The sequence below is a fragment of the Komagataeibacter swingsii genome, assembly GCF_003207895.1.
Classification (GTDB): domain Bacteria; phylum Pseudomonadota; class Alphaproteobacteria; order Acetobacterales; family Acetobacteraceae; genus Komagataeibacter; species Komagataeibacter swingsii.
This window is the reverse complement of record NZ_NKUB01000002.1, coordinates 125,218-150,253: the sequence shown is the minus strand read 5'-3', so window position 1 is coordinate 150,253 and position 25,036 is coordinate 125,218. Positions and strand designations below refer to the sequence as shown.

Sequence of the window (25,036 nt, the reverse complement as noted above, 5' to 3'; positions counted from 1 at the left end):
AAGCCCCGTAGCCCACAAGGTGTGGCGCGGCGGTCGGGCCGGTTTGGCGGGCCGGCTGCCGCGCCATGTTGCCGGGGCCATGCGCGTAGGGTCCGGCACAAGGCAGTTTTCGGTATTTCAGGATATGCGACAGGGTTTTTCCCACGGGACCGGGACACTGTGCGGCAGAAGTAAAAAAGAGGCATAGGATGGCACAAAAGTTTCGGGTCGTGATTGTAGGCGGTGGTGTGGCCGGTCTGGCGCTGGCTACCCGGCTGGGGGATTCGATCGGCAGGTCGGGCCGTGCGGAAATCACGCTGGTTGACAAGAGCTTCGCCCATGTGTGGAAACCGATGCTCCACTGTTTTGCAGCGGGCACGGCCGCCAACGAAAATGACCGCATCAGCTTCCTGTCGCAGGCCAGCCGCCATCATTTTGAATTCTGGCCCGGCGAAATCGCGGGCATGGACCGCAAGGCCAAGACCATTACCCTAGCCCCGGTTGTCGAGCCGACGGGCGAGGTGATCCTGGACGAGCGCAAGCTGGAATATGACGCGCTGGTGCTGTCGATCGGCAGCCGCGCCAATGATTTCGGCACCCCCGGCGTGGCCCAGCACTGCCTGTTCATTGACAACCTTGTGGATGCCAACGGCTTCAATGACCGTTTCCGCATGGAACTGCTCAAGGCGTTCGGCAATAACGAACAGCTTGACATCGCCATCGTGGGTGGCGGCGCCACCGGCACGCAGCTTGCGGCCGAACTGCACAAGGCGCTTGACCTTGCCTCGCTCTACAGCTTCGGCAAGAAGCCGCCCAAGCTGAACATCACCCTGCTTGAGGCAGGCCCCCGCATCCTGCCGGCTTTCCCCGAGGCGGTCTCGACTGCTGCACAGAAGGAACTTGAGAAGATCGGCGTGAGCGTGAAAACCTCCGCCATGGTCAGCGGCGCGGATGAAAAGGGCTTCATGCTCAAGGACGGCACGCGCATTCCCGCAACGCTGCGTGTCTGGGCGGCAGGGGTGAAGGCACCCGATGTCACGCGCAAATTCGGTGACCTCAAACTGTCACGCTCCGGCCAGCTTGAGGTCCGCCCGACTTTGCAGCTTGTGGAAGATGACAGCATCTTCGCCATGGGCGACTGCGCCTTCATCGCGGACAAGCCCGTCGCCCCCACCGCGCAGGCCGCCCGCCAGCAGGCCCATCACCTGGCCCGCCACATGCCCGCGTGGATCAATGGCCGCCCGATGCCCGCCTTTGCATTCCATAACAAGGGCGCGGTCGTCGCACTTGGTGACTACAATGGCTGGGGCACGTTCCCCGGTGGCAAGGTATTCGGTGGTGGCTGGCTGCGCGGGATCAGCGCGCGCATGGTGCACCTGATGCTGTATCGCCAGCACCAGTTCGAAATCTATGGCACGTTCCGTGGCCTGATGTCCTGCCTTGTGGACTGGCTGGATGTGTTTGTCCGCCCGTCCGTGCGTCTGGACTGACGCGGCGCGGGCCTATTTACCGCTGCCTGCTGTCTCAGGCAGCGTCTTCTGGCCCGGCGCCTTCATGGCCGGGCCACAGTGACGCCTGCAATTCGTAGGTTTTCTGCAAAAGCGGTACCAGCGCGGGCCGCCCCTTCAGCCGGATCCATTCATCCAGCGCCGTACGGAAAATGGCGATCCCGCCCCGTGCCATGAGGCGCGCGGCCATCCGGCGGTTCCTGCGTTCGGTTATCCGCTTTGCCAGCCCTTCCGCCAGGCAGTCCTCCCACTTGCCGTATTTCTGCAAGCTGACTGTCTGAAGCGAGGGCGTCTTTTCAATCAGATAGACAAAAGCATAGGTATCCTGCCGGTTCGCCGCGATGCGTGGCACCAGCGAGGTAAAGGCATGCATCATGGCATCCGCCGGGTGCATGTCGGCGGGGCAGGTAGCCAGGGCGTCATTCAGCGTCTGTGTCATGCCCCGCGTCCATGCCAGTACGATATCGCCCTTCGTCTCGAACATGCGGAACAGGGTCCGGCGCGAGACTTCGGCCGCATCGGCAATTTCGTCCACCGTGGTCTGGTCATAGCCCTGGGCGGAAAACAGCCGCATTGCCTCGGCAATCAGGGTGGTGCGCGCACGTGCCTGCTTGCGCTCACGTAAACCCGGCTTGGGGGAAAGGGTCGGGGCAGCGGGCTTCATTCAATCTCCTCTTGTCCGGGTCATCATGCAGCAGCGCATCGTGAACATTCAAGACGCGAGAAAATGGTGGATCATGGCCAGCGCGGGCCTTTGTCGCCAGCACAGCGGCAACATTGACAGGTAATGCGTTCTGCCACGAGTATCAGGCCATGTCGAGCCACGGGCCGGAAACGGCCTGGCCACTGGCTGATGGGCGGCGGTTCCACCCCTGTCCATGCCCGTCCGTGCCACGGCGGGGCGTCACGGGCGCATCCGTGTTTTTTGCCCGTATGGACGGGGCGTTGCACGGGCGCAGTCCATGCGCGGGTCTGGAATGCGGGGCCGAGCCTGCCCGCGATACGCGCCCTGGCCGCGTTTGATGCATGGGATCGCCGTTACCGCCATGGGTGTGGGGCCGGGTGCGTATCCATAACGGCGTTCCATGACCCTGTGGGGCATGAAACGCGCCCGGTCATTTATGCGCTGCAACGCTTTCAGGCTGCCAGCCACCGCCCAGCGCGCGGGCAAGCTGTATGGTGGCGGATGTGCGGGCGTCCTGATTGTCCAGCACGCTGGCCTGTGCATCAAGTGCCGCCATGCGTGCGCTCAGCACATCGCCGAAGGTACGCTGCCCGCCTGTGTAAAGCCCCATCATGTCACCGGCGACCTGTTCGGCCTGATGCTGCGCGCGGGTCAGGTCGGTATCGCGCCCGTCAAGGCTCAGGCGGTTTTCGTACCCATCCTCGACTTCCGCCAGTGCGTGCAGGATGCTGCTGTCATATCCCGCGACCGCGGCATCAAGCCGTGCACTGGCCGCATGTATGCGCGCCTGTATGCGATTGGCGGTGAAGATCGGCAAATAGGTGGTCAGCGCGATCAGGCCGCCCGTGCCCGACAGGCCGGGAATGCCGTCAAAGCGCAACCGTCCGTCCCCACCAAAGAATTCCAGCCCGAAGCGGGGCAGCAGGTCGGTCTTGGCGCTTTTCAGCCGGTTCAGCGCCGCATCCACCTGGTCGCGCCGCGCGCGGATGTCGGGGCGGCGCTCCAGCACCGTATCGGGCATCTGCCCCACGGGTGGCGCGGGCACGTAATAGGCGGGCGGCGGCGCAAGGGCCGGCAGCCCTTCGGGCGCCTGTCCCGACAGCACGGCCAGACGCCTGCGCACAAGGTCAAGGCGTGCGACCAGCACCGGCCTGCGCGCCCTCAGGTCAGACAGTTTCTGGTCAACGCCCGTCACATCCGCCGCCGTCGCCTGTCCTGCGGTGAAACGGGCCTGGCCATACCGGCGCAACTGTTCAAGAATGCCGATGCTGCGGTCTGTCAGCGCGATCTGGCGCTGCAGTCCCTGCGCCTGCAGGTAGTCATTGGCGGCGTCGGCGGCGATGACCATCTGTATGCCATGGAAATATTCTTCCTCCGCCTTCATGCCCGCCTTTGCGGCCTTCACATCCGCATGGCGACCGCCGAACAGGTCGGGTTCCCATGATGCGCCAATGCCTGCCAGATGCCCGTCAGTGCCGGGGTCATTGCTGGTTGGCAGGGTGCCGGGGTTGCGCCAGTACATGCCGCCACCCATCATGTCACCTGTTGCCCCCACGGTGGGGTACAGCGCGGATTTCGCGACCGTGTGCATTGCGCGGGCCTCCAGCACCCGGTCACGCGCGATGCGGATGTCGGGACTGGCGGCAAGGGCCGTATCCACCGCCCGCGCCAGGGCCGGGTCATGCCATGCTTCCCACCAGCGCGTCAGGTCGGTGGCGGGTACCGTGTTCGCGGGCATTTGCGAAAACTGTCCGGGCACCGTGACATGCGACGCCGGGACGCGCGTACGGAATGGCGAGCACCCCGCCAGCCCCACGGCCATTGCAACGCCCCCCATGCAGGCGACCCGTGCCAATCTGTTCTTCATCATTCCTGCCTTGCCAACATGGACCTGAAGCGCGCGAGCGCAAATACAAGAAATACAATCCCCGTCACGGTTACGGTCAGCAAAGGCTGGATGATCGCGCCCAGCCCCGCGCCACGGTACAGGATGGCCTGTGACAGGTTGACGAACTGCGTGGTGGGCAGGAAGCGCACCACCACCTGCATGGCGGCGGGCATGCTTTCCACCGGCGTCGCGGCCCCCGACAGCAGGTACGCCACCGCATAGACCGGCACCACCAGCAGCCCGAACTGCGGCATGGTGGGGGCGACCGTCGCCAGCATGATGCCCAGCGCCGTGGCTGAAAACAGGTACAGCAGCGAACACGCGGCAAACAGCGTGACCGATCCCGCCAGCGGCACCCCCAGCCAGACATGTACCACCAGCCACAGCGACACGATGGCCGCGACAAAGATGACCAGCCCGTTGGTGACGATCTTGGCCACCGCGATCTCGCTGGCCGTGACGGGCATGACCAGCAGGTGTTCCAGCGTGCCATGTTCGCGTTCGCGTATGACCGCCGCCCCCACCAGCACGATGGACAGGATGGTGATGTTGGTCACGATCTGCATGACCGAGGTGAACCACTTCGATTCACTGTTGGGGTTGAAGCGGATGCGGCTCGGCGCGGTAAAGGGGATCTGGTCCACCAGTGCCGGCAAATGCAGCATGTCATTGACTTCCCCCAGCATGATTTCATTCAGGTAGGCCGTGCCCAGACCCGCCTGCGTCATGGCGGTGGCGTCCACCCGCAACTGCACGGCGGGGGTGCGCCCGGCCTTCACGTCCGCCTCGAACCGGGGCGGGATGTCGACGATGAAAATGTAGTCGCCTTCATCCATGCCCTGCAGGGCCTGCGCGCGGTCCACCAGCACCGGCGGCTTGAAATAGGGCGGCAGCACCGCATCGCGCATCCGGCGCGACAGGGCGGAATTGTCCTCGTCGATGAAGGCGATGGTGGCGTTGGACACTTCCACCTTCACCCCATTGGCCACCAGCAGCACACCGGCGGTAAAGGCGAACACGATCAGCCCCAGCAGCACGCGGTCGTGCACCAGGCTGCGCAGTTCCTTGCCGCACAGAAGACCGACATTGACCAGCCAGCGCATCATGCCGTCACGCTTCCTGTTTTTTCAGCAGCAGGCGCGCCGCCAGCATGTACACCGCCCCGAAGGCGGCCAGTGCGATATACATGGGCCAGAAGCTGCTGGTCCCCAGCCCCTTGGTAAAGCAGCCAAGGCTGATGAGCTGGTACCATGAGGCCGGAAAGCCCAGCCCCACGATGCGGCTGATCCCCGTCAGGGTGGAGGCGGGATAAAGCAGCCCGGAAAAATTGACCGCCGGGATCAGGCAGATGATGGACGTGCCGAAAATGGCCGCGACCTGTGAACTGACAAAGGTCGAGATCAGCAGCCCCAGCCCCGTGGCCGACAGCACGAACAGGACGCCGCCCACCGTCAGCGCCAGCAGCGATCCCTTCAGCGGCACGCCCATGACGATCACGGACACCGCCACAAGCATGAAGTAGCTGATCGTCGCCAGCGCCACATAGGGCGCCTGCTTGCCCATCAGGTACTGCCCCACCGATGCGGGGGAGGCATAGAGATTGACGATCGACCCCACCTCCTTTTCCCGCACCACGCCCAGGGCGGTCAGCATGGTCGGGATCAGGATCAGCGCCAGCATGATGACGCCGGGGGTCATGGCGTAAATGCTGCGGAATTCCTGGTTGTAGGAAAAACGCGGTTCGATCGTGATGGGGGTTACGGGTCCACGGGGCAGTTCACGGCCCAGGGTCGCGGCATATCCCCCCAGCACGCCGGTGACATAGGCACGCACATTGGCGGCAAGGAACGGGACCGCGCCATCAATGATGATCCCCACTTCCGGCCTGCGTCCCGCTTCCATGTCACGGGCGAAGCCCGCGGGAATATCCAGCGCCATCTGGACATGGCCATTGCGGATGGCGCGGTCCAGCGTATCGGCGTCGGCCACGGGGCTGCGTTCATGGAAATAGGCCGAGCCACGGAAACTGTCGATCAGGTTGCGGCTGATGGTGGTGCGGTCATGGTCGCTGACGGTAAAGCCGATCCCCTCCACATCGAACGAAATGCTCGACGCCGCCACCACCAGCAGGATTAGCGGCCCGATCAGCGCGAAGGTCAGGCGCAGCCGGTCGCGCAGCAGTTCGACCGCCTCGCGCCGGGCGAAGGCCCATGCCCGTGGCAGCCAGCTGCCGCCCAGCCCGCCAAAGCGGGTGGCCAGCCCCTTGCTGACCCCGTGCCACCATGCGCGCGCGGGTGTCGCGGGTTTCGGGGGCGGGGCCTGCGCATCGGTTGCCGCCTCGGCATCTTCCAGATAGGCGATGAAGGCGGCTTCCAGATTGGGCGCCCTGCGTTTTTCAACCAGTTCGGCCGGCGTGCCGACCGCCAGCACATGGCCCCGGTGCATGAGCGAGATCCGGTCGCACCGCGCCGCTTCGTTCATGAAATGGGTGGACACGAAAATCGTCACATGCCCGTTACGCGACAGGCGGATCAGGTGCCGCCAGAACATGTCGCGCGCGGCCGGGTCCACGCCCGATGTCGGTTCGTCAAGGATCAGGATTTCGGGGTTGTTGATGCAGGCCGCCGCCAGTTGCAGGCGCTGGCGGATGCCCAGTGGCAGGGAGGCCGGGCTGACATCGGCGTAGGGACGCAGCTCGAACGAATCAAGCGACTGTTCGACAGCCTGCGTCGCCCTGTCGGCGGACATGCGGTACAGCCGCGCCTGCAGCATGAGGTTCTGGCGCACGGTCAGTTCCTCGTACAGCGAGAACGCCTGCGACATGTACCCGATACGCATGCGGGTTTTCATGTCGCCCGCCGTGATCTGTTCGCCAAACAGCTTTGCCGTGCCGCTGGTTACGTCCAGCAGGCCGGTCAGCATCTTCATGGTGGTGGACTTGCCGCAGCCGTTGGAGCCGAGAAAGCCGAAGATCTCGCCCCGGCTGATGGTGAAACTGACATCGCTTACCGCCGTGAAACTGCCAAAGCGGCGGGTCAGGTGTTCGGCCTCGATGGCGGGGGGGCCACCGGGATTGGCATAGGGCGGGATGACGAAACCGCTGGCCTGCTGGCGCCTGGCGTCGGGCAGCAGCGATATGTAGGCGTCTTCCAGCGACGTGGTATGGGTGCGTTCCAGCACGTTATGGGTCCGGTCACTGATCATGACCTTGCCGCCATCCATGGCCACCAGCCACGCAAACCGTTCTGCTTCGTCCATATACGCGGTGGAGACGATAACCGACATGGACGGCCGTTCCCGGCGTAACTGGTCCACCAGCGTCCAGAACTGCTGGCGCGATAGCGGATCGACGCCCGTGGTGGGTTCATCCAGGATCAGCAGGTCGGGATCATGCACCAGCGCGCAGCACAGGCTGACCTTCTGCTTCATGCCGCCAGACAGGTGGCCCGCCGCCCGGTCGGGAAAGGGGGCCAGGCCCGTGGCGTCCAGCAGGCGCTGGATGCGCGCGTCGCGCGCCCGCGCATCCATGCCGAACAGGCGGGCGAAGAAATCGATGTTTTCCCATACCGACAGCGTGGGATACAGGTTGCGGCCCAGACCCTGCGGCATGAAGGCGACGCGCGGCAGGAACGCCTCACGCGCGCGGCGGTCGCCCATGTCCGATCCCAGCACGGACACCGTGCCCGATTGCAGCCTGCGTACGCCGGCAATCAGGCCCAGCAGGGTGGACTTGCCCACCCCGTCCGGCCCGACAAGGCCGATTGTGGTCCCGGCGGGCAGGTCCAGCGTCACGTTGTCCAGCGCCGTGACCGCGCCATAGCGGTGGGTCACCCCCGTAACGGTTATGCCTGCCGGGCTATGCGGCGTACCGGCGCTCATTGCGGGGCATCGGCTACATCAAGTGTCGCGGGCCAGCGGGCGGACGGGTCGATGCGCACGTAGCCATCGCCCGTCATGCCCGATTTCAGCACGTCGCCATAATGCCGGGCCGTTTCGGGGGAGACGCGCAGCTTCACGCGATAGACCAGCTTGTCACGCTCGGTGGTGGTTTCGACATATTTCGGGGTGAACTGCGCTTCGGGCGAAATGAAGGAAATCGTGGCCGGGATCACCTGCTGGTGCAGGGCGTCCAGCGCAATGCGCGCCTGATCACCCACGCGCAGCCGCCCGGCCTGCTGCGAGGGGAAGAAGATGGTCAGGTACATGTCCGTAGGGTCGAGCAGGGACGCCACGCGCCCGCCGCCGGGCAGCACGGCGCCCTTTTCCACGATGCGATATTCGATCCGGCCCGCCACGGGCGCGCGGATGGTCATGTCATCATCCGCGGCGGCCGCTTCCGTGACCTGCGCCTGCGCCGCATCGGCTACCGCCTGCGCCGCGTCCACGGCCCGGCCCGCCGCATCGGCGGCGGATGTCGCGGTATCGAGGCTGGTCTGGTGCTGCGACAGTTCCATGTCGGACACCAGGTGCTGGTGGAACATGGTGCGGGCATGGTCAAGGTCAAGCTGTGAAAGATGCAGGGCCGACAGGCGGGCATCGCGCTCGGCGCCCGCGCGGGCGACATCCGCCTGTGCCGCGCGCAGACGGGCGCGCGCCGCGTCCAGTTGCGCCCGTGCGGTGGTGTCATCCTCACGGGCCAGGACCTGGCCGCTGGCGACCACGTCGCCTTCATGGAAATCCAGTTCCGTGATGCGGCCGGGATACTTGACCGCCACGTCAATGCGCGCCAGTTCCAGACGCCCGTTGGCGCGCGCAAGCCCGGCAGGCAGGTCGCCACGGTGCTGGACCATATACCAGCCGGCCCCGCCCGCCGCCACGATCACGGCAACACCCGCGCCAATCGCCGCGTCACGCCACTTCATGCCTCCGGGCCTTCGTGCTGTCCCGCGCAGGTCGTGTGAAAAGGGAATGACGCGATCATGAAACTTTCCTCAAGGTCGACGCAGGCTGTCCTGCCGTTGGGGTGTATGCTCGACGGAAATGCAAGGCCATGCATTGATCCAGAGGCGGATACCCGAACTTTCCCGATAAAAAAATCACGTCCGGCCACCGGACGGGGAAGGCCGGGCGTGGACGTTCCTTATAATATGTATACGCATAAGTGTATTTTAATTTTAAAAAAGAAAGCAACCCGTAAAATATCCCGTTCGGTGCGGTTTATGTTTCGGCACAGGTCATGTGTGCGTTATGTGCGGGCAGTCCATGGAAACGGGCTGCCCGCATGCGGGACCGGCCGCAGGGTCATAAGGAAAGCAGCAACAGGATGCCAGACAAGGAACGCCCCCGGCCTGCCCGCATGGGCCGCCCCTCCATCGCGGAGGCCGCGACGCTGTCCGAAAGGATTCTGGAGGAAGCCGTCCGGCTGTTCTTCGACCTTGGGTTCCGGGGCACGAGCATGGATATGGTGGCGGAGGCGGCGGGCGTTACGAAACGCACCCTGTATGCGCGTTATCGCAGCAAGCCCCTTTTGTTTGAAGCCGTGGTCAGCACGACCATCGATATCCGGCCGGATGCGCTGGCATTGCTGGTGCCGGCGGATGGGGATATCCGCTCGCGGCTGGTTTCGGTCTGCACGCTGCTGCTGGACTGGCTGCTGACGGATCGCAGCGTGGGGATGTACCGCGTGGTTTCGGCGGAAAGCCGGCAGTTTCCGGCACTTGCCCGCAATATCCATTCCCATGGCGCCCGCAGGGCGGCGCAGTTGATCGGCCACGCCCTGAATGAAGGCGTGAAGGGTGGGGAAATCGAGATTGATGATATCGCCTTCGCGGCGGATTACCTGACGGCCGCCGTGATCCAGTATCCGTTCCAGCAGGCCGTTCTGGGCCTGATCGCGGTCAGGCTGGATGACGCCATGCGTCGCCATATCGATCAGGCGGTGGAACTGTTCCTGAACGGCACGCGCGCGCGCCCCCGGCAAGATTAGGGGCCGGTGAGCGGGGCAAAACACCGGCCCACGTAACCGCGGGGGCGGAGCGTGGCGCGATACCCGCTTATTCCTGATCGGGGGCCGGGGCGGAATTGAGCTGGATGTATTTCTCGATCCCCACCTGGCGGATCAGGTCGAACTGGCGGTCGAGGAAGTCCTCGTGCTCCTCCTCGTTGACCAGGATCTTCAGGAACAGGTCGCGGGAGACGAAGTCACGCACGCTTTCGCAATAGGCGATGCCCGCGCGCAGGTCGCCAATGGCCTTTTCCTCAAGCTTCAGGTCGCATCTGAGGATTTCCTCCACGTCCTGCCCCACCAGGATCTGGTTGTAGCGCTGCACGTTGGGCAGGCCGCCCAGGTACAGGATGCGCTCGATCAGCCAGTCGGCGTGTTTCATCTCCTCGATCGATTCCGCGTATTCCTTCCTGCCCAGCAGCGTCACGCCCCAGTGGCGCAGCGTGCGGGCGTGCAGGTAATACTGGTTGATGGCCGTCAGTTCGTTCGTCAGTTGCGTGTTCAGGTGTTCGATCACCTTCGGATCTTTGATCGGCATGACGTGACTCGCTATGATAAATTGTGGCAGGATCGACCATATTGGGTTCAACAGGGATTTGTAAATCAAAAATTACTATTTATCAGGGCGTTAATAGAGATAGTTCTTGTTGTAAAATATAAGATATGCATTTTTTCGCACCTGTCGCCGCGCCTTTCCCGCATGGGGCAGCGACCTGCGCCACGGTCAGGGCCATGCGCGCCGCATCATGGGCATCCCCATCATTCCTGCCAGTTCCTTCCTGCCGTACCCATCCGTAAGCCACGGGATAACCACGCTGTATGCTCTCGACCATCATTGCCGCCATGTTGCCCCTCATCGTGGTTTTCGTGCTGGGCTACCGTGCCGGATGGCACCATGATTTCAATGGGGAGCAGGTTTCCGTCCTGAACCGGATGGTCATGCTGTACGCCTTTCCCCTCAACCTGTTCGTGGGCATCGCGGGCATGCCGCGCACCATCCTGGCAGGGCAACTGCCGCTGGCGGCGTCGGTTTTCGGGATCATGTGCGGCAGTTTCGGCGTGGCCTATGCCCTGTCGCGTTATGTGTTCCGGCGCGATGCGACGTCGTCCGCCCTGCAGGGACTGGCCATGGGGGCGCCATCGGTGCCCTTCATCGGGTCAGCCATGCTGCCGGTACTGGTGGGGCATGCAAGTACGTCGGTAGCCATTTCGGCCGCCGTATTCGCCATGGTGCTGGTCCAGACGCCGGTGTGCATGGTCATGCTGTCCAGAAGCACCCATGCCGGACCGCCCGAACAGGCCCGGCTTGTGCCGCAGATCATCGCGTCATGCAGGGAACCGATTGTATGGGCGCCGATTGCCGCGACGCTTCTGGTCGTATCGGGTGTCCACCTGCCGCGGTCTGTGCTCAGGTCAGGGGAACTGCTGGGCAATGCGGCGGCCGGGGTGGGCCTGTTCGCATCGGGGATCGTGCTGTTCCTGCAACGGGTTTCGGTAACGCTGCCTGTGGTGGTTACTGTCGCCGTACGTAATATTGTCATTCCCGCCCTGTCGTGGCTGCTGCTGGCCATGCTGGGTATGCCGCATGAGGTGATCCGTACCGCGGTGCTCGCCCTGTCCATTCCGGTGGGGACGGTGGTCGTTATTCTTGCGGTGCGTTTCGGAACGGATGAGCAGGAAGCGGCATCGACCCTGTTCCTCAGCGCCGTGGTGTCGGTCCTGACGATGGCGCTGTTCATTGCCTGTACGGGATAGGGCGCGAATTATCCGGGTCCAGCCTGTCTCTGGAATGCAATGCCCCTGCAGGAGGGGCAGGCGGCATGGGCAGGTTATCTGGTAAGGATGGGTGGTCAGGCGCGCCTGTTTCAGACCTGCTTGCGACGCTGGGAGCGCAGGTCGATGCGCACTTCATCCCTGAAGCAATAAAGGTAAGGTTTCACCGGGGAAACCAGCATGACTTGCCGTATGCACCGTGGATGATTTTTTATTTCGGGTTGCAATGTAAATAATGTAATGATTATATGTTTCGTATTCGTGATTGTGTAAAATACGATTTCACCAAATATTCATATTTTATGTCGCGTGCTGTCCTATACCTCTTCATGCCTATGACCTGATATAGGCGTCTGGACAGGAATGGACATCATGAAACAGGATACCGAACCGAAGTCGCCGCATATCCATGAGGAATGGCAGCCAGCCCTTGTCCTGGTGTGGAAAGACACAAGGGGACAGGCAAAGCGGGCATTACCTGCCACCCCACCCGACATGATGGAAGAAGACGAAGAATATATTCATGATGAATTCTGATGTTCCGCCTTCCTTGCATGATCAGGAAACCAGATGGAGATGACCCCGACATGACCGAACATCCCGGCCGTGACAATGCAGCATGGGAACGCAGTCGCCTGCGTGCGGAAGTTCTGGACGATATTGATGAAGAAATCGAACTGGAACTGGATGATGCCCGCCTTGGTTCGGACAAGGACAACGGCACGCCTGATTTCAGGCGGGCGTATTTCCGTGAACTGCTGTCCCTGCAGGGTGAACTGGTCAAGTTGCAGGACTGGGTCAAGGAAACCGGGCACAGGCTGGTGGTGATCTGTGAAGGGCGGGACGCGGCAGGCAAGGGGGGCGTCATAAAACGCATTACCCAGCGCCTGAACCCGCGCATATGCCGTGTCGCGGCATTGCCCGCCCCCAATGACCGGGAGCGCACGCAGTGGTATTTCCAGCGCTACGTCAGTCACCTGCCGGCAGCAGGCGAAATCGTTCTGTTTGACCGTAGCTGGTATAACCGCGCGGGCGTCGAGCGGGTCATGAACTTCTGCACTGATGATGAATATGAGGAATTCTTTCGCTCCGTTCCCGAATTTGAACGCATGCTGGTGCGTAGCGGGATACAGATTGTCAAATACTGGTTTTCCATTTCCGATGATGAGCAGGAACTGCGTTTCCGTGCCCGCATGGAAGACCCGCTGAAGCAGTGGAAACTCAGCCCCATGGACCTGGAAAGCAGGCGGCGTTGGGAATCCTATACGCTGGCCAAGGAAATCATGCTGGAACGTTCAAATATTGACGAAGCCCCATGGTGGATCGTTCCGGCTGATGACAAGAAGAGAGCCAGGCTTAACTGCATAAGCCACCTTCTGTCACAGGTGCCCTATCATGATGTCAGCAAACCCGAAGTGCGGTTGCCCGAACGTGTTTACAGCCCCGATTACATTCGCCAACCTGTGCCCGATACCATGATCGTGCCGCAAAAATACTGAAAGAATAAATAATAAAAGTTTTTGTGTGCCACCTTTTTTCAAAAAGGTGGCTTTTTTTGAAGCTTTTTACAATTTGCATGATTTTTTTCAGGTATCTTTTATGAAACTGTCCGAAATTCTATACTGTTATTTATATAAAAACCGAGGCGAATATATCATGCGCCCCGGTTCCTTTTTCATCTGTGTCAGACAGGATCAGGCATTGAGGATATAGAACAGCCCGGCCGCGATCGTGATGGTCACCGGCAGGGTGCAGACCCACGCCAGCGCAATCTTGACCAGCATGCCACGGTTGATGCCCGAACCGGACCCCAGCATGGTGCCCGCGATACCGGCGGTGATGATATGCGTCGTGCTGACCGGCAGGCCGGTATAGCCCGCGGTTGCGATCAGGCCCGCGCCCACCAGTTCGGCCGATGCCCCCTGTGCCGGGGTCAGGTGCGTATTACCGATCTTTTCACCCAGCGTATGCACGATCCGCCTGTAGCCGATCATGGTGCCGATCCCCAGGCATAGCGCGCTGAGCAGGCGCACCCACCATGGCGCGTATTCCACCACGGGGCGCATCTGGTTGCCCAGCACCTTCGCCAGCGCCCGTTCGTGGGTCGATGCGGCGGGGTTGGCTGACACGGCCTTCAGGCCCGCGACAACTTCATACATGTCCGCGCGCAGGACGGAGGGGACAACATGTTCCGCATCGGCCCGGGACAGGCGGCCCACGGCGGCCATGGCTTCGTCGCGCAGGCCGTCATGGTCATACTGTTCGATCAGCGGTGCCGCGCTGGTGGCGTATTCCGCGATATGGGGAATACGCGGCGCGCTGTCGGGGGCCAGGGCAAAGGTCGCGGGCAGGATGCCGATAATGGTCAGCATGATCAGGCCAATGCTCTTCTGCCCGTCATTGCTGCCATGGGAAAAGCTGACGCCGGTGCACGTCAGGATCAGCAGGCCACGGACCCAGCCACGTGTCGGCCTGTCACCCTGCGGTGGCTGGTACAGTTCGGGATCGTGGACAAGGTGCTTGATAATGAAATACAGGCCACCCGCGCCAACCAGCCCCAGCAGGGGAGAAATGGCCAGGGCGCGCAGGATTTTCCATATCTGCGACCAGTCAACGCTATTGCCCAGGTCGCGCGTATGCAAAAGCGCATCCCCGATGGCGATCCCGATCAGCGCGCCGATGACGCAGTGGGAACTGGAATTCGGGATACCGAACCACCACGTAAACAGATTCCACGCCAGCGCCGTGCCAAACAGCGAAATCAGCATCGGCACGGCCGGGTCGCCGTTGGGCGGCGAAAGGACATCCGCCGGCAGCAGTTCAACCAGCCCGTAGGCCACGCTGATGCCCCCCAGCAGCACGCCGACAAAATTCATGCACCCCGACCAGATGACGGCGGTACGGGGCTTGAGTGATCTGGTATAGATAACGGTCGCGACGGCATTGGCCGTATCATGGAATCCGTTTACGAATTCAAAGATGCAGACAAGCGCGAAGCATATGACCAGTGCAATGATGGAAAAAGCTGAATATGGCGCGAAGTGGAGCATGAAACAATACACCAGTAGTTATTGTCATGCGCACCATAAGTAAAATAAATTCAAATATAAGGTGTTCTGTTGTGTTTTAATATAATATTCATATTCTGGTCCTGAATTCAGGCATGCCGCCTGCGCCCCGTGGCCGGGCGGTGGGGGGTCAGGCCCGCAGGCGCGTGGCGTCCATGGCGCGCGGGGCCTTGGCGCGACCAAGCCGGAACCGGGTGCGGGCCTGCGCCACGGCGGCCTCGAACGTGGGCAGGATGTCTCCGTCCATCTGCGTTACGCGTTCATGCATGGCCCGGAATTCATAGGGTTCATCGGGGCCGTTGTGAAAAACGATGCCAACGAAGATGCCGTCTATCTCGATAACGCTGGATTCAAACATAAGGCTGCTTCCTGCCTGTTTTTCTTTAGGGTATGGTGTATCAACGCCATTCCCGATGCGGGTGCTATGCAATAGTTCGCCTGCGCGGGCAACCGGAAATAGATGAACTTTCTATGACAGGCGCAAATATACATGCGGGAATGCATGTAATGTCGGGTGTCATAAAAACTTCATACAAAACAGATCAGGTTATTATTGCAATAGTGCGCCATGACGGCCTAGTGCTGCTGTTGTGTCATACACATCTGGAATTACATGATGGAACTTCCATCCACCATTACGGCCCGCGATGGTGTCGCAATGGATACGAATGCGCGCGGGCGGTTTGGTGATCTGGTCTTTGGCATGCTCGCCCGGCTGGCCGGGTGGTTCATCCTGCTGGTCATGGTCGGCATCGTCATCGTGCTGGTCCGCGGGGGCTGGCAGGCATTTTCCGCCTTTGGTCCCGGTTTCATCACCAGCACGGCATGGAACCCGATTTCAAACCATTTTGGCGCCGCGACCTCGATTTTCGGCACTCTGGTCACAACCCTGATCGCCCTTGTCTTTGCCGTGCCCCTTGCCTTTGGCGTGGCGTTCTGGCTGGTGGAAATGGCGTCCCCCGCGCTGGCGCGGTTTATCGAAACCGCCGTGCAGCTTCTGGCGGCCGTGCCTTCCATCATATTCGGCATGTGGGGCTTTTTCATCGTCGTGCCGTTCATGGCCCATTACATCGAACCCGTGGTCACGCATTACCTGGGCCACGTGCCCGGCATCGGCCAGCTGTTCCGTGGCGCGCCCTACGGCACCGGGCTGCTGAGTGGCGGGCTGATCCTGGCCATCATGATCACGCCCTTCATCTGTTCGGTCATGACGGATGTATTCGTCTCCATTCCCGCCGTGTTGAAGGAAAGCGCCTTCGGCCTTGGCGCCACGCGGTGGGAAGTGATGCGCCAGGTGGTCCTGCCATGGTCGCGGCAGGCGGTCATGGGCGGCATCATGCTGGGCACCGGGCGTGCATTGGGCGAGACGATGGCCGTGACCTTCGTCATCGGCAACAGCAACCGCATGGGCTGGTCGCTGTTCGCGCCGGGCAACACCATTGCCTCGCTGATCGCGCTGGAATTTCCCGAAAGTTCGGCCGGCAGCCTGAAACTGTCCGCCCTGCTGGCCCTTGGGGCGATCCTTATGATCATTTCATTCATTACCCTGGCCTGTTCGCGCATCTTCCTGCAGCGCGGCACGTCAAGTTGAGGATGTCCATGATGTCGGCTTCCCAATCGCAACCCACCGATGCCGGTGGATGGCAGCGCGGTGGCGCGCAGGCCGTGCGGCGCAGGCTGGTTGAACGGTCTGTCAGCCTTCTGTGCGCCATGGCGACGGCTGTCGTGCTGTTCCTGCTGTTCTCGATTTTATGGACACTGGTGACACGTGGGGCAGGGGGGCTGTCGCTTCCCACCTTCCTGCACAGTACGGCCGCCCCCGGTACCGGCGGTGGGCTGGCGAACGCCATCATCGGCAGTTGCGAACAGACCGGCCTTGCCGCCCTGATCGGCACGCCGGTCGGCATGATGGCGGGGATCTACCTGTCGGAATTCAGCCAGGACGGGCGGATTGTCTCGCTGGTCCGGTTCGTGTCGGACATGCTGCTGTCGGTGCCGTCCATCCTGGTGGGGCTGTTCATCTACCTGATCATCGTGGAGCCGGCGGGGCATTTTTCGGGCATGGCGGGCACGCTGGCGCTGGCGGTGCTGTTCATCCCCATCGTCGTCCGCACGACAGAGGACATGCTGCGCCTTGTCCCCCGCGCCATGCGGGAAGCGGCCTATGCGCTGGGCGCGCCGGGCTGGCGGGTGATTCTGAATGTCTGCCTGCGTTCGGCGCGTGGCGGCATCATGACCGGCATCCTGCTGGCGCTGGCGCGGATATCGGGCGAGACGGCGCCCCTGCTTTTTACCTCCCTTGGCAACCTGAACTGGTCCACCAACCTCAACGCGCCGATGGCCAGCCTGCCGGTCACGATCTACCAGTACGCCGGTTCGGCCTATGATGACTGGGTGCAGATGGCATGGACCGGGGCATTGCTGATTACCGTCGCGGTGCTTGCGACAAACATCCTCGCCCGCTGGTGGCTGACGCGTAATGGATCTGCACAACAATGAACAAAATCATCATGGATGACCCGATGGGCCGCGATACGGTCCTGCCGGCGCTGGCGATCCGCAACCTGAATTTCTGGTACGGCGGCAACCATGCGCTGAAGGACATCTCGCTGGATTTCCCGGTGCACCAGGTCACGGGCATGATCGGGCCATCTGGCTGCGGCAAGTCCACGCTGCTGCGCGTGCTCAACCGCATGTATGACCTCTATCCCGGCCAGCGCGCGACGGGGGAGGTGCTGTTTGACGGGCGCAACATCCTCTCGCCCGGGCTGGATGTGAACGTGCTGCGTTCGCGCATTGGCATGGTGTTCCAGAAACCCACGCCGTTTCCCATGTCCATATACGACAATATCGCCTTTGGCGTGCGGCTGCATGAACGCCTGTCGCGCGCGGACATGGACCAGCGCGTGGAAGGCGTGCTGCGGCGCGTGGCGCTGTGGAACGAGGTCAAGGACCGGCTCAATGCCTCCGCCGCCGCCCTGTCGGGCGGGCAGCAGCAGCGCCTGTGCATTGCCCGCACCATCGCGACACGCCCCGAGGTCATCCTGCTGGATGAACCGACCAGCGCGCTCGACCCGATTTCCACCGCCCGGATCGAGGAACTGCTGGATGAACTGAAGCAGGAATTCTCCATCGCCATCGTGACGCACAACCTGCAGCAGGCGGCGCGATGCGCGGACCGTGTCGCGTTTTGCTACATGGGCGAACTGGTGGAGGTGGACACCGCGGACAAGATGTTCACCGCGCCCCATGCCAAGCGCACCCAGGATTATATTACCGGCCGCTTCGGCTGACAGCGAAAGCAGTAATGATGCCACATGAATCCGTACATACGGTCCAGAGCTATGAACAGGAACTTGAACAGCTCCGTTCGCTGGTGAACAAGATGGGCGGCCTGGTGGAACGGCAGGTGGCGCAGGCCATTACCGCCGTGGTCGAACATGATGAGGACGCCGCCCTGGACGCGCCCGAAATGGACCCGCAGGTTGATGAACTGGAACGCGAGACCGAGGCGCTGGTCATTCGCCTGCTGGCGCTGCGCGCCCCCATGGCGGGCGATTTGCGCGAGGTGGTGGTCGCGCTGAAAATCTCGGGCGACCTTGAACGTATCGGGGATTGCGCGGCCTCGATCGCGCGCCGCGCCATGCGCAACGAACTGTTGTCATGCCCCATTTCGCTGACGGGACTGCACAGCATGGGGCGGCTGGTACAGGAAAACCTGCGGCGCACCCTTGATGCAATGGACCAGCGCGACCCGGAACTGGCGCGTATTGTCTGGCATTCGGATACGGCGGTGGATGAACTCTATGTCTCCCTGTTCCGTGAACTGGTGACATACATGATGGAAGACCCGCGCAATATCGGTCCCTGTGCCCATCTGCTGTTCATTGCCAAGAACCTTGAGCGTATTGGCGACCATGCCACCAATATTTCAGAACGCGTGTATTATGCCGTAACCGGCAATATCCTGCCGATCATACGGCCGCGTGGGAAAACGTTTGACTGAAAAAATCATAAAAAAACAATAAAAGTTTTTGGGCGCCGCCTTTGTTTTAAAAGGCGGCGTTCTTTATGGCTTCGTGAAAAAAGCGTCCCCAAGAACGTTCCTGATCCGACTTTTCAGGCAGTTTCCGGTTCCACCCATGCATCATGGCAGCGGGATAATGCAGGCGCGGCAGGGAAACAGCCCTGCCATTGCGCCCGCTTGTGTCATGTGGGGCATGTGCCGCGATGGCGGCAGGGGGCATGGTCATTATCGCATGTGTTGTTACAATGGCGCTTTGCTGTGTTCTGACCGGATGGTTCCCCTGCATGACTGATTGCCTTTCTCCCCCCGCCGAGCGTCTTGACGGTGTGCTGGCTGCCTTGCGTGAAAATGGCATGGCGGCGCGGGTCAGTACGTCCGCCTCCGTGCTGGAAGCCCACAGCCATGGCGAGGCCATGGACGCCGCGCGCCTGCCTGCCGCCGTGGTGTTTGCGGAATCGACGGATGATGTCGCAACCGTATTGCGGGCCTGCCATGCCCACCGGGTGCCGGTCGTGGCCTTTGGCGCCGGGACATCGGTGGAGGGGCACGTAACCCCGGCGGAACATGCCATAAGCCTTGACCTGTCGGGCATGACGGCCATCGTGGAACTGAACGCCGAGGACCTAGACTGCCGCGTGGAGGCCGGCCTGACCCGTCAGGCCCTGAATGCGCGGATCCGCGATACGGGCCTGTTCTTTCCGGTCGATCCGGGCGGCGAGGCCACGCTGGGCGGCATGTGCGCCACCCGGGCGTCGGGCACGGCGGCGGTGCGCTATGGCACGATGAAGGAAAATGTGCTTGGGCTGACGGTCGTGCTGGCGACGGGAGAGGTGATCCGCACGGGCGGTCGTGTGCGCAAGTCCTCCACAGGGTATGACCTGACATCCCTGTTCATCGGGTCGGAAGGCACGCTGGGCATCGTAACCGAGGTGCAGCTTCGCCTGCATGGACGGCCCGAAACCCTTTCGGCCGCCGTCTGCCAGTTTGCCGACCTGGACGACGCCGTGCGGACGGCCATCGAAATCATCCAATGCGGCATTCCCATAAGCCGCGTTGAACTGCTGGATGACGTGCAGATGGCGGCCTCCATCCGCTATTCCGGCCTGAGCGGGTACGAACCGCTGACCACGCTGTTCTTTGAATTCGCAGGCGCCCCGGCGGCGGTGGCCGAACAGGTGACCCAGACCGAGGCGATCGCCCTGTCCAATAACGGCCTGTCCTTCGCCTGGGCTGACACGGCGGAGGACCGCACGCGGCTGTGGAAAGCCCGGCATGACGCGTTCTGGGCGGCAAAGGCGATCGAACCGACCGCGCGCGTCATTTCCACCGACTGCATCGTGCCCATTTCGCGCCTGGCGGAACTGATCGCGGGCGTGCGGGAAGATATTGCCCAGTCCGGCCTGCGCGTGCCGCTGCTGGGCCATGTGGGGGATGGTAATTTCCATGCCCTGATCATTACCGACCATACGCCGCAGGGATATGCCCGCGCACTGGATCTAGACCGCAGGATCGTGTTCCGCGCGCTGGCGCTGGGTGGGTCATGCAGCGGGGAACACGGCGTGGGCATGGGCAAGCTGGAATTCCTGGAAACCGAACATGGTGATGGCACGCTCAGCGTCATGCGCGCGCTGAAGAACACCATGGACCCCCGGCATATCCTCAATCCCGGCAAGCTGCTGCCACCGGGGCGTGTGTATCAGGGGTGAGACCGGACGCCTCCCATCGAGGAGGGAGGCAATGGGAATTAAACAATATCATATGTGGAATTATAAAGCACGCAACGATCTCATATGTTAAAATAAACACAAAAATAGTTGTATTAATCTTATTTTCCTTCATAGTGCGGGGATTGGGCGAGGCCGTTTCGCACGCCCCTGCATGAAGGATCGGCGCGCATGCCCGCCAATGTCATTCCCTCCGCGTCCGTCAGGTGGCATGGGCGCACCGTGTTTCAATGCGTGGATGCGCGCGCTCTGCTGCGTTATGCCGCGCCGGTCATTGCGGTGCTGCTGTGGCAGGGGGCGTGTTCGGCGGGGATTGTGTCCACCCGTCTGGTGGCGTCCCCTGTCCAGGTCATCATGACGGGGTGGGGCCTGCTGCGCGATGGTACGCTGGGTGCGAACCTTGGCGTCTCCCTTGCCCGCGCGGCCGCTGGCCTTGCCATTGCCGTGGTGCTGGGGGTGGGGCTTGCGCTGGTGTCGGGCCTGTCGCGGCTGGGCGAGGATATTGTCGATGCCCCGCTGCAGATCCTGCGCACGCTGCCCGCCCTTGCCATGGTGCCGCTCTTCATCCTGTGGTTTGGCATCGGGGAGACGCCCAAGATCGCCCTTGTCGCGCTGGGGGCGACCTTTCCCGTCTATCTCAACCTGCACAAGGGCATCCGTTCGATTGATCCCCGCCTGCTGGAAATGACCCGCACGCTGGGGCTTTCGCGCATGCAGACCATCCGCGACGTCATCCTGCCCGGTGCGCTGCCCGACCTGCTGGTGGGGCTGCGTTTCGCGGTGGGCATGTCGTGGCTCATGCTGGTGGTGGCGGAACAGGTCAATGCCGAAAGCGGGATTGGCCACATGATGATGGAGGCGCAGGACTTCATGCGCACGGACATCATCATGGTGGGATTGGTGATCTACGGCCTGCTGGGCCTTGTATCGGACCAGGTCGTGCGGCTGATGGAGCGGGCGTTCCTGTCATGGCGGCCGGTTCACGGGCGAGGGCAGGCGGCATGAACGCGGTGGCCATGGCGGATGGGATGCATGATGTGACGCCATCGCGGGATGGCGGCGTGGCCGTGCATGGCCTGACGCGGCGCTTCGGGCACGGGCCTGCGGTGCTGGACGGGCTGGACCTGACCATCGCGCCGGGGGAATTCGTGGCCCTGCTGGGCCATAGCGGTTCGGGCAAGTCCACCCTGCTGCGTACGCTGGCGGGACTTGACCCGGTGCATGAAGGTACGCTTGCCCGCCCCGACGCGGTTTCGGTCGTGTTTCAGGACAGCCGCCTGCTGCCGTGGAAACGGGTGTGGGACAATGTCGTGCTGGGGCAGGCGGGGGCTGACCGCCGCGAGCGTGCTGTTGCGGTGCTGGGGGAAGTCGGGCTGGGCCACCGCGTCGATGCATGGCCGCTGACCCTGTCGGGCGGGGAGGCACAGCGCGCCGCGCTGGCGCGTGCGCTGGTGCGTGAACCCGCCTTCCTTATGCTGGATGAACCGTTTGCCGCCCTTGATGCGCTGGCGCGGCTGAAAATGCAGCGGCTGGTGGCGCGGTTATGGGCGCGCCATGGCTGCGCGGTGCTGCTGGTCACGCATGATGTGGATGAAGCGCTGATGCTGGCGGACCGCGCCATTGTGCTGGACCATGGCCGTATCCGCACCGACCTTGCCATTCCCCTTGACCGGCCGCGCCATCATGCCGATCCGGGCTTCATCCATCTGCGTGGCGCCCTGCTGGATGCGCTGGGCGTGCATGATGACTAGGCGCGCCCGCATGTTTCCATCCTTTCCCTTTCCAACCCTGCAGGCCTGACATGACCAAAGCCCCTGACCGTGTATCCGATACCCCCGTGGACCGCCTGATCCTTGACCGCTGGTCCCCGCGCGCCTTCACGCCCGCCCCGATTGATGAGGCGACGCTGCTGTCCTTCCTTGATGCCGGCCGGTGGGCGCCATCCGCCTATAACGCGCAGCCATGGCGTTTCATTTACGCCCGCAGGGATACCCCGGACTGGGAGCGTTTCCTGTCGTGGCTGATCCCGTTCAACCATGCCTGGGCGCAGAATGCGTCGGCGCTGGTCTATGTCGCGTCCCATACCGTGACAGGCGGTGGGGCTGCCGAACCCGTGCCCGCGCCCACCCATTCATTTGATGCGGGCGCGGCGTCGGTGCTGGTGCAGCTCCAGTTGAGCAGGGCCGGGTGGGCGGCCCATCCCATCAGCGGGTTCGACCACAGGCAGGCGCGTTCCGGCCTGGAACTGCCTGATGATTACGCCCTGAATGCCGCCATCGTCATCGGGCGGCAGGGGGAGGCGGCGAGCCTGCCTGAATCCCTGCGCGGGCGGGAAGCGCCTTCCACCCGCAGGCCCCTGGCGGAAATCGCCTTTGCCGGGCGCTTTCCTGAACCGGAATCCTGAAGGGACGGGCACTGGCTGTGCTGGCCATAGTCCGGTGCAGCCCGGGTTCCTGAGTTTTTCATTTTCCGGACTGCGCGCAGGCGCCCCCCGCAGGCTGTAGGCGGATGCTTTCGTCGGAAAGGTGAGGTCGCCATTGCCTGACTGGCCCATGGGCGTCCCGGTCAGATCGTTCATTGCCACTGGTAAATAGAGATCGCTGTCAGCCGTATTGCCGGATGACTGGGCGTCGTGCCTGAGATGGCGATTACAATTGATGATTACCCCATTCCGGTCGAAAACACCACTTTGGGGTGGCGGTGCGTCTGAAACGCATCTGGACAGGATATGGATGGCCTGAAGCTGTTGCGGGCAGGGAAGTCCGAACCGGCGGCATGGGACAGATGGCATGGCTATCCAATGCCGTCATCCGGCAACCGGGTGGCTGTTCGCGCACGCGCGGGCGGTAAGTCGCGCCTGGCCAGCATGCTGCATAAACGGTGCACCACGTCATCCCACTTTCCGGCATGGATCTGGCGTATGATGCGCAGGGTGGGATACCACGGGCTGTCCGTCCGGCCCGAAAGCCAGCGCCAGCAGTTGTCGAACCGGTCCAGCAGGATAACGGGACATCCCATGGCGCCCGCCAGGTGGGCCACCGATGTATCAACCGAGACCACCACATCCAGTCCCGCGATCAGGGCTGCCGTGTCGTCCATGTCGCGCACGCTTTCCATCGGGTCATACAGGCGCATGCCCGCGGGCATGTCGTGCATCTGCCGGGCGTAGACGCCTTTTTGCAGGCTGACCAGGTTTATGCCCGGCATACCGGCCAGCGGTGCGAATTTGCGCAGCGGGATCGAGCGCCTGCGGTCCATGGCATGGGCTGCGGGAACGTCCGGCCGGCTGGCCCCACCCCAGACCAGCCCCATGCGCAGATCGGCGCCCGTGGGCAGGAACGGTGCCCATTGCCGCACCAATTCGGGGTCGGGGCGCAGGTAGGGCACGTCCGCCCCCGCATGGCCGGGTGTGTCGCGTAGCACATGCGGCAGGCTGAGGAAGGGACAGTGCCAGTCATGGGGCGGCAGGGACACCTGTTCACTGAACACCCGCCGTACGCCCCCCATGCGCCGGATCAGCCCATGCAGCGTCTCGGGCGCCTGGATGCTGACCTGCGCGCCCATGCCCGCCAGCACGGGCACGAAGCGCAGCATCATCAGCATGTCCCCCAGCCCCCCTTCGCGGGTAATCAGGATGGACCGCCCGCGCAGGTCGGCATCCGGCGGCAGGACAGGCAGCATGGTCTGTTCGGGCAGGCGCTGGCGGCCGGGCATCCTGCGCCGCCATTCATATTCCGCCCAGCCTTCGGCCATGCTGCCGCTTTTCAGCAGCGTCAGGGCATGGTTCATGCGCAGCCGGGCATCATCGGGGCGCAGCGCCAGCGCGCGGGAATGCGCCTGCAGGGCTTCGTCCAGCCTGTTCCACGCCCCCAGCAGGTGGGCAAGGTTGGCCTGCGTCATGGCGCTGTCGGGGTGGTGTTTGAGGATGTAATGCAACAGGTCGCGCGCGGCCGCGAATTCCCCCTGTTCCATCAGGGTGACGGCCATGAGGTTGCCGGTGCTCAACTGGGCGGGGGACAGGCCCAGACCTTCGGCCAGCACCGCCTGTGCTTCCGCCGCGCGGCCGCGCTGCAACAGCAGTTCCCCCAGCATGTCATGCGTGCGGATGTCCTGCCGCGCGCGCTGGCGGATAGCGCGCAATACGGCTTCGGCTTCGTCCACCCGGTCGTGGGGCAGCAGCAGGGCCAGCATGTCGTAGGCCGGGTGGCGCGCGCCGGGATTGGCCACGGCCTGACGGCACAGCAGGCGAGCGGCTTCCTGCACGCGGTTGCATCCCGCAAGGGCATGCGCCAGCAGGATTTCGGCGCGCGGGGAGGCGGGGCAGTCCTCCAGAATGGCGCGGGCATGGGCGAACTGCCCCCGTCGCAGCAGGTCGAGTGCAAGCGTCAGCGTATGGTCAGCCATGGCAGGCGGGACACCGGAACGGGGAAAAACGGATCA

Annotated in this window: 22 protein-coding genes; 13 read left to right on the top strand and 9 right to left on the bottom strand. The window is 62.8% G+C overall.

The window, feature by feature from the left end:
• Window positions 1-188: 188 nt before the first annotated feature.
• Window positions 189-1,469: an NAD(P)/FAD-dependent oxidoreductase gene (locus tag CFR76_RS02490; RefSeq protein WP_110555666.1), complete on the top strand. Its 1,281-nt coding sequence runs from the start codon at window positions 189-191 to the stop codon at window positions 1,467-1,469.
• A 34-nt stretch (window positions 1,470-1,503) separates the two neighbouring features.
• Here the strand turns inward: CFR76_RS02490 and CFR76_RS02485 are convergent, their stop codons facing one another.
• The 5 genes from CFR76_RS02485 to CFR76_RS02465 all read right to left on the bottom strand — a co-directional run bounded on the left by CFR76_RS02485 (window position 1,504) and on the right by CFR76_RS02465 (window position 8,922).
• On the bottom strand, window positions 1,504-2,151 hold the full coding sequence (locus tag CFR76_RS02485) for a TetR/AcrR family transcriptional regulator (protein WP_110555665.1): 648 nt from the start codon (window positions 2,149-2,151) through the stop codon (window positions 1,504-1,506).
• A 451-nt stretch (window positions 2,152-2,602) separates the two neighbouring features.
• Window positions 2,603-4,039, bottom strand: a complete 1,437-nt coding sequence (locus CFR76_RS02480; protein WP_167402035.1) for a TolC family protein — start codon at window positions 4,037-4,039, stop codon at window positions 2,603-2,605.
• Window positions 4,039-5,166: an ABC transporter permease gene (locus CFR76_RS02475; protein ID WP_110555664.1), complete on the bottom strand. Its 1,128-nt coding sequence runs from the start codon at window positions 5,164-5,166 to the stop codon at window positions 4,039-4,041. Before CFR76_RS02475 ends, CFR76_RS02480 begins: the two co-directional genes overlap by 1 nt.
• A 4-nt stretch (window positions 5,167-5,170) precedes the next feature.
• Window positions 5,171-7,939: a ribosome-associated ATPase/putative transporter RbbA gene (rbbA, locus tag CFR76_RS02470; RefSeq protein ID WP_110555663.1), complete on the bottom strand. Its 2,769-nt coding sequence runs from the start codon at window positions 7,937-7,939 to the stop codon at window positions 5,171-5,173.
• The gene (locus tag CFR76_RS02465) at window positions 7,936-8,922 is read right to left on the bottom strand and encodes an HlyD family secretion protein (RefSeq protein WP_110555662.1); all 987 of its coding nucleotides are present in this window, start codon (window positions 8,920-8,922) and stop codon (window positions 7,936-7,938) included. The genes rbbA and CFR76_RS02465 overlap by 4 nt, the downstream gene beginning before the upstream one ends.
• Before the next feature lie 401 nt (window positions 8,923-9,323).
• On the opposite strand from CFR76_RS02465, the gene CFR76_RS02460 reads away from it, so the two are divergent.
• Window positions 9,324-9,986 carry a TetR/AcrR family transcriptional regulator gene (locus tag CFR76_RS02460; RefSeq protein ID WP_244191734.1) on the top strand — a complete coding sequence of 221 codons (663 nt, stop codon included), beginning with the start codon at window positions 9,324-9,326 and terminating at the stop codon, window positions 9,984-9,986.
• A 67-nt stretch (window positions 9,987-10,053) separates the two neighbouring features.
• On the opposite strand, the gene bfr is transcribed toward CFR76_RS02460, so the two are convergent.
• Window positions 10,054-10,542 (bottom strand): bacterioferritin, encoded by a 489-nt coding sequence (bfr, locus tag CFR76_RS02455; RefSeq protein ID WP_110555661.1) that lies wholly within the window; start codon window positions 10,540-10,542, stop codon window positions 10,054-10,056.
• A gap of 281 nt (window positions 10,543-10,823) precedes the next feature.
• On the opposite strand from bfr, the gene CFR76_RS02450 reads away from it, so the two are divergent.
• From CFR76_RS02450 to ppk2, 3 genes are all read left to right on the top strand, one after another.
• Window positions 10,824-11,759 (top strand): AEC family transporter, encoded by a 936-nt coding sequence (locus tag CFR76_RS02450; protein WP_110555660.1) that lies wholly within the window; start codon window positions 10,824-10,826, stop codon window positions 11,757-11,759.
• A gap of 390 nt (window positions 11,760-12,149) precedes the next feature.
• Complete coding sequence (locus tag CFR76_RS17925) at window positions 12,150-12,314, top strand: hypothetical protein (protein WP_167402027.1); 165 nt, start codon at window positions 12,150-12,152, stop codon at window positions 12,312-12,314.
• Window positions 12,315-12,364: 50 nt separating this feature from the next.
• The gene (gene ppk2 / locus CFR76_RS02445; RefSeq protein ID WP_110555659.1) at window positions 12,365-13,276 is read left to right on the top strand and encodes a polyphosphate kinase 2; all 912 of its coding nucleotides are present in this window, start codon (window positions 12,365-12,367) and stop codon (window positions 13,274-13,276) included.
• Between the two features lie 195 nt (window positions 13,277-13,471).
• On the opposite strand, the gene CFR76_RS02440 is transcribed toward ppk2, so the two are convergent.
• Window positions 13,472-14,827, bottom strand: a complete 1,356-nt coding sequence (locus tag CFR76_RS02440) for an inorganic phosphate transporter (RefSeq protein ID WP_110555658.1) — start codon at window positions 14,825-14,827, stop codon at window positions 13,472-13,474.
• A 148-nt stretch (window positions 14,828-14,975) separates the two neighbouring features.
• Window positions 14,976-15,203: a hypothetical protein gene (locus CFR76_RS02435; protein ID WP_110555657.1), complete on the bottom strand. Its 228-nt coding sequence runs from the start codon at window positions 15,201-15,203 to the stop codon at window positions 14,976-14,978.
• A 255-nt stretch (window positions 15,204-15,458) separates the two neighbouring features.
• On the opposite strand from CFR76_RS02435, the gene pstC reads away from it, so the two are divergent.
• The 8 genes from pstC to CFR76_RS02395 all read left to right on the top strand — a co-directional run bounded on the left by pstC (window position 15,459) and on the right by CFR76_RS02395 (window position 23,000).
• On the top strand, window positions 15,459-16,436 hold the full coding sequence (gene pstC / locus CFR76_RS02430) for a phosphate ABC transporter permease subunit PstC (RefSeq protein ID WP_110555656.1): 978 nt from the start codon (window positions 15,459-15,461) through the stop codon (window positions 16,434-16,436).
• Window positions 16,437-16,444: 8 nt separating this feature from the next.
• Window positions 16,445-17,344, top strand: a complete 900-nt coding sequence (gene pstA / locus CFR76_RS02425; protein WP_110555825.1) for a phosphate ABC transporter permease PstA — start codon at window positions 16,445-16,447, stop codon at window positions 17,342-17,344.
• Window positions 17,341-18,138, top strand: coding sequence for a phosphate ABC transporter ATP-binding protein PstB (pstB, locus tag CFR76_RS02420; RefSeq protein WP_110555655.1), 798 nt, complete (start codon window positions 17,341-17,343; stop codon window positions 18,136-18,138). Before pstA ends, pstB begins: the two co-directional genes overlap by 4 nt.
• 17 nt (window positions 18,139-18,155) lie before the next feature.
• Window positions 18,156-18,851, top strand: coding sequence for a phosphate signaling complex protein PhoU (gene phoU / locus CFR76_RS02415; protein ID WP_208623910.1), 696 nt, complete (start codon window positions 18,156-18,158; stop codon window positions 18,849-18,851).
• Between the two features lie 305 nt (window positions 18,852-19,156).
• On the top strand, window positions 19,157-20,578 hold the full coding sequence (locus CFR76_RS02410; RefSeq protein WP_110555824.1) for an FAD-binding oxidoreductase: 1,422 nt from the start codon (window positions 19,157-19,159) through the stop codon (window positions 20,576-20,578).
• 189 nt (window positions 20,579-20,767) lie between these two features.
• Complete coding sequence (locus CFR76_RS02405) at window positions 20,768-21,601, top strand: ABC transporter permease (protein ID WP_110555653.1); 834 nt, start codon at window positions 20,768-20,770, stop codon at window positions 21,599-21,601.
• Window positions 21,598-22,347 (top strand): ABC transporter ATP-binding protein, encoded by a 750-nt coding sequence (locus tag CFR76_RS02400; RefSeq protein WP_110555652.1) that lies wholly within the window; start codon window positions 21,598-21,600, stop codon window positions 22,345-22,347. Before CFR76_RS02405 ends, CFR76_RS02400 begins: the two co-directional genes overlap by 4 nt.
• 50 nt (window positions 22,348-22,397) lie before the next feature.
• Window positions 22,398-23,000 carry a nitroreductase family protein gene (locus CFR76_RS02395; RefSeq protein WP_110555651.1) on the top strand — a complete coding sequence of 201 codons (603 nt, stop codon included), beginning with the start codon at window positions 22,398-22,400 and terminating at the stop codon, window positions 22,998-23,000.
• 389 nt (window positions 23,001-23,389) lie between these two features.
• Here CFR76_RS02395 and CFR76_RS02390 read toward each other — a convergent pair whose 3' ends face one another.
• Window positions 23,390-25,000 (bottom strand): tetratricopeptide repeat protein, encoded by a 1,611-nt coding sequence (locus tag CFR76_RS02390; RefSeq protein ID WP_110555650.1) that lies wholly within the window; start codon window positions 24,998-25,000, stop codon window positions 23,390-23,392.
• Window positions 25,001-25,036: the final 36 nt, after the last annotated feature.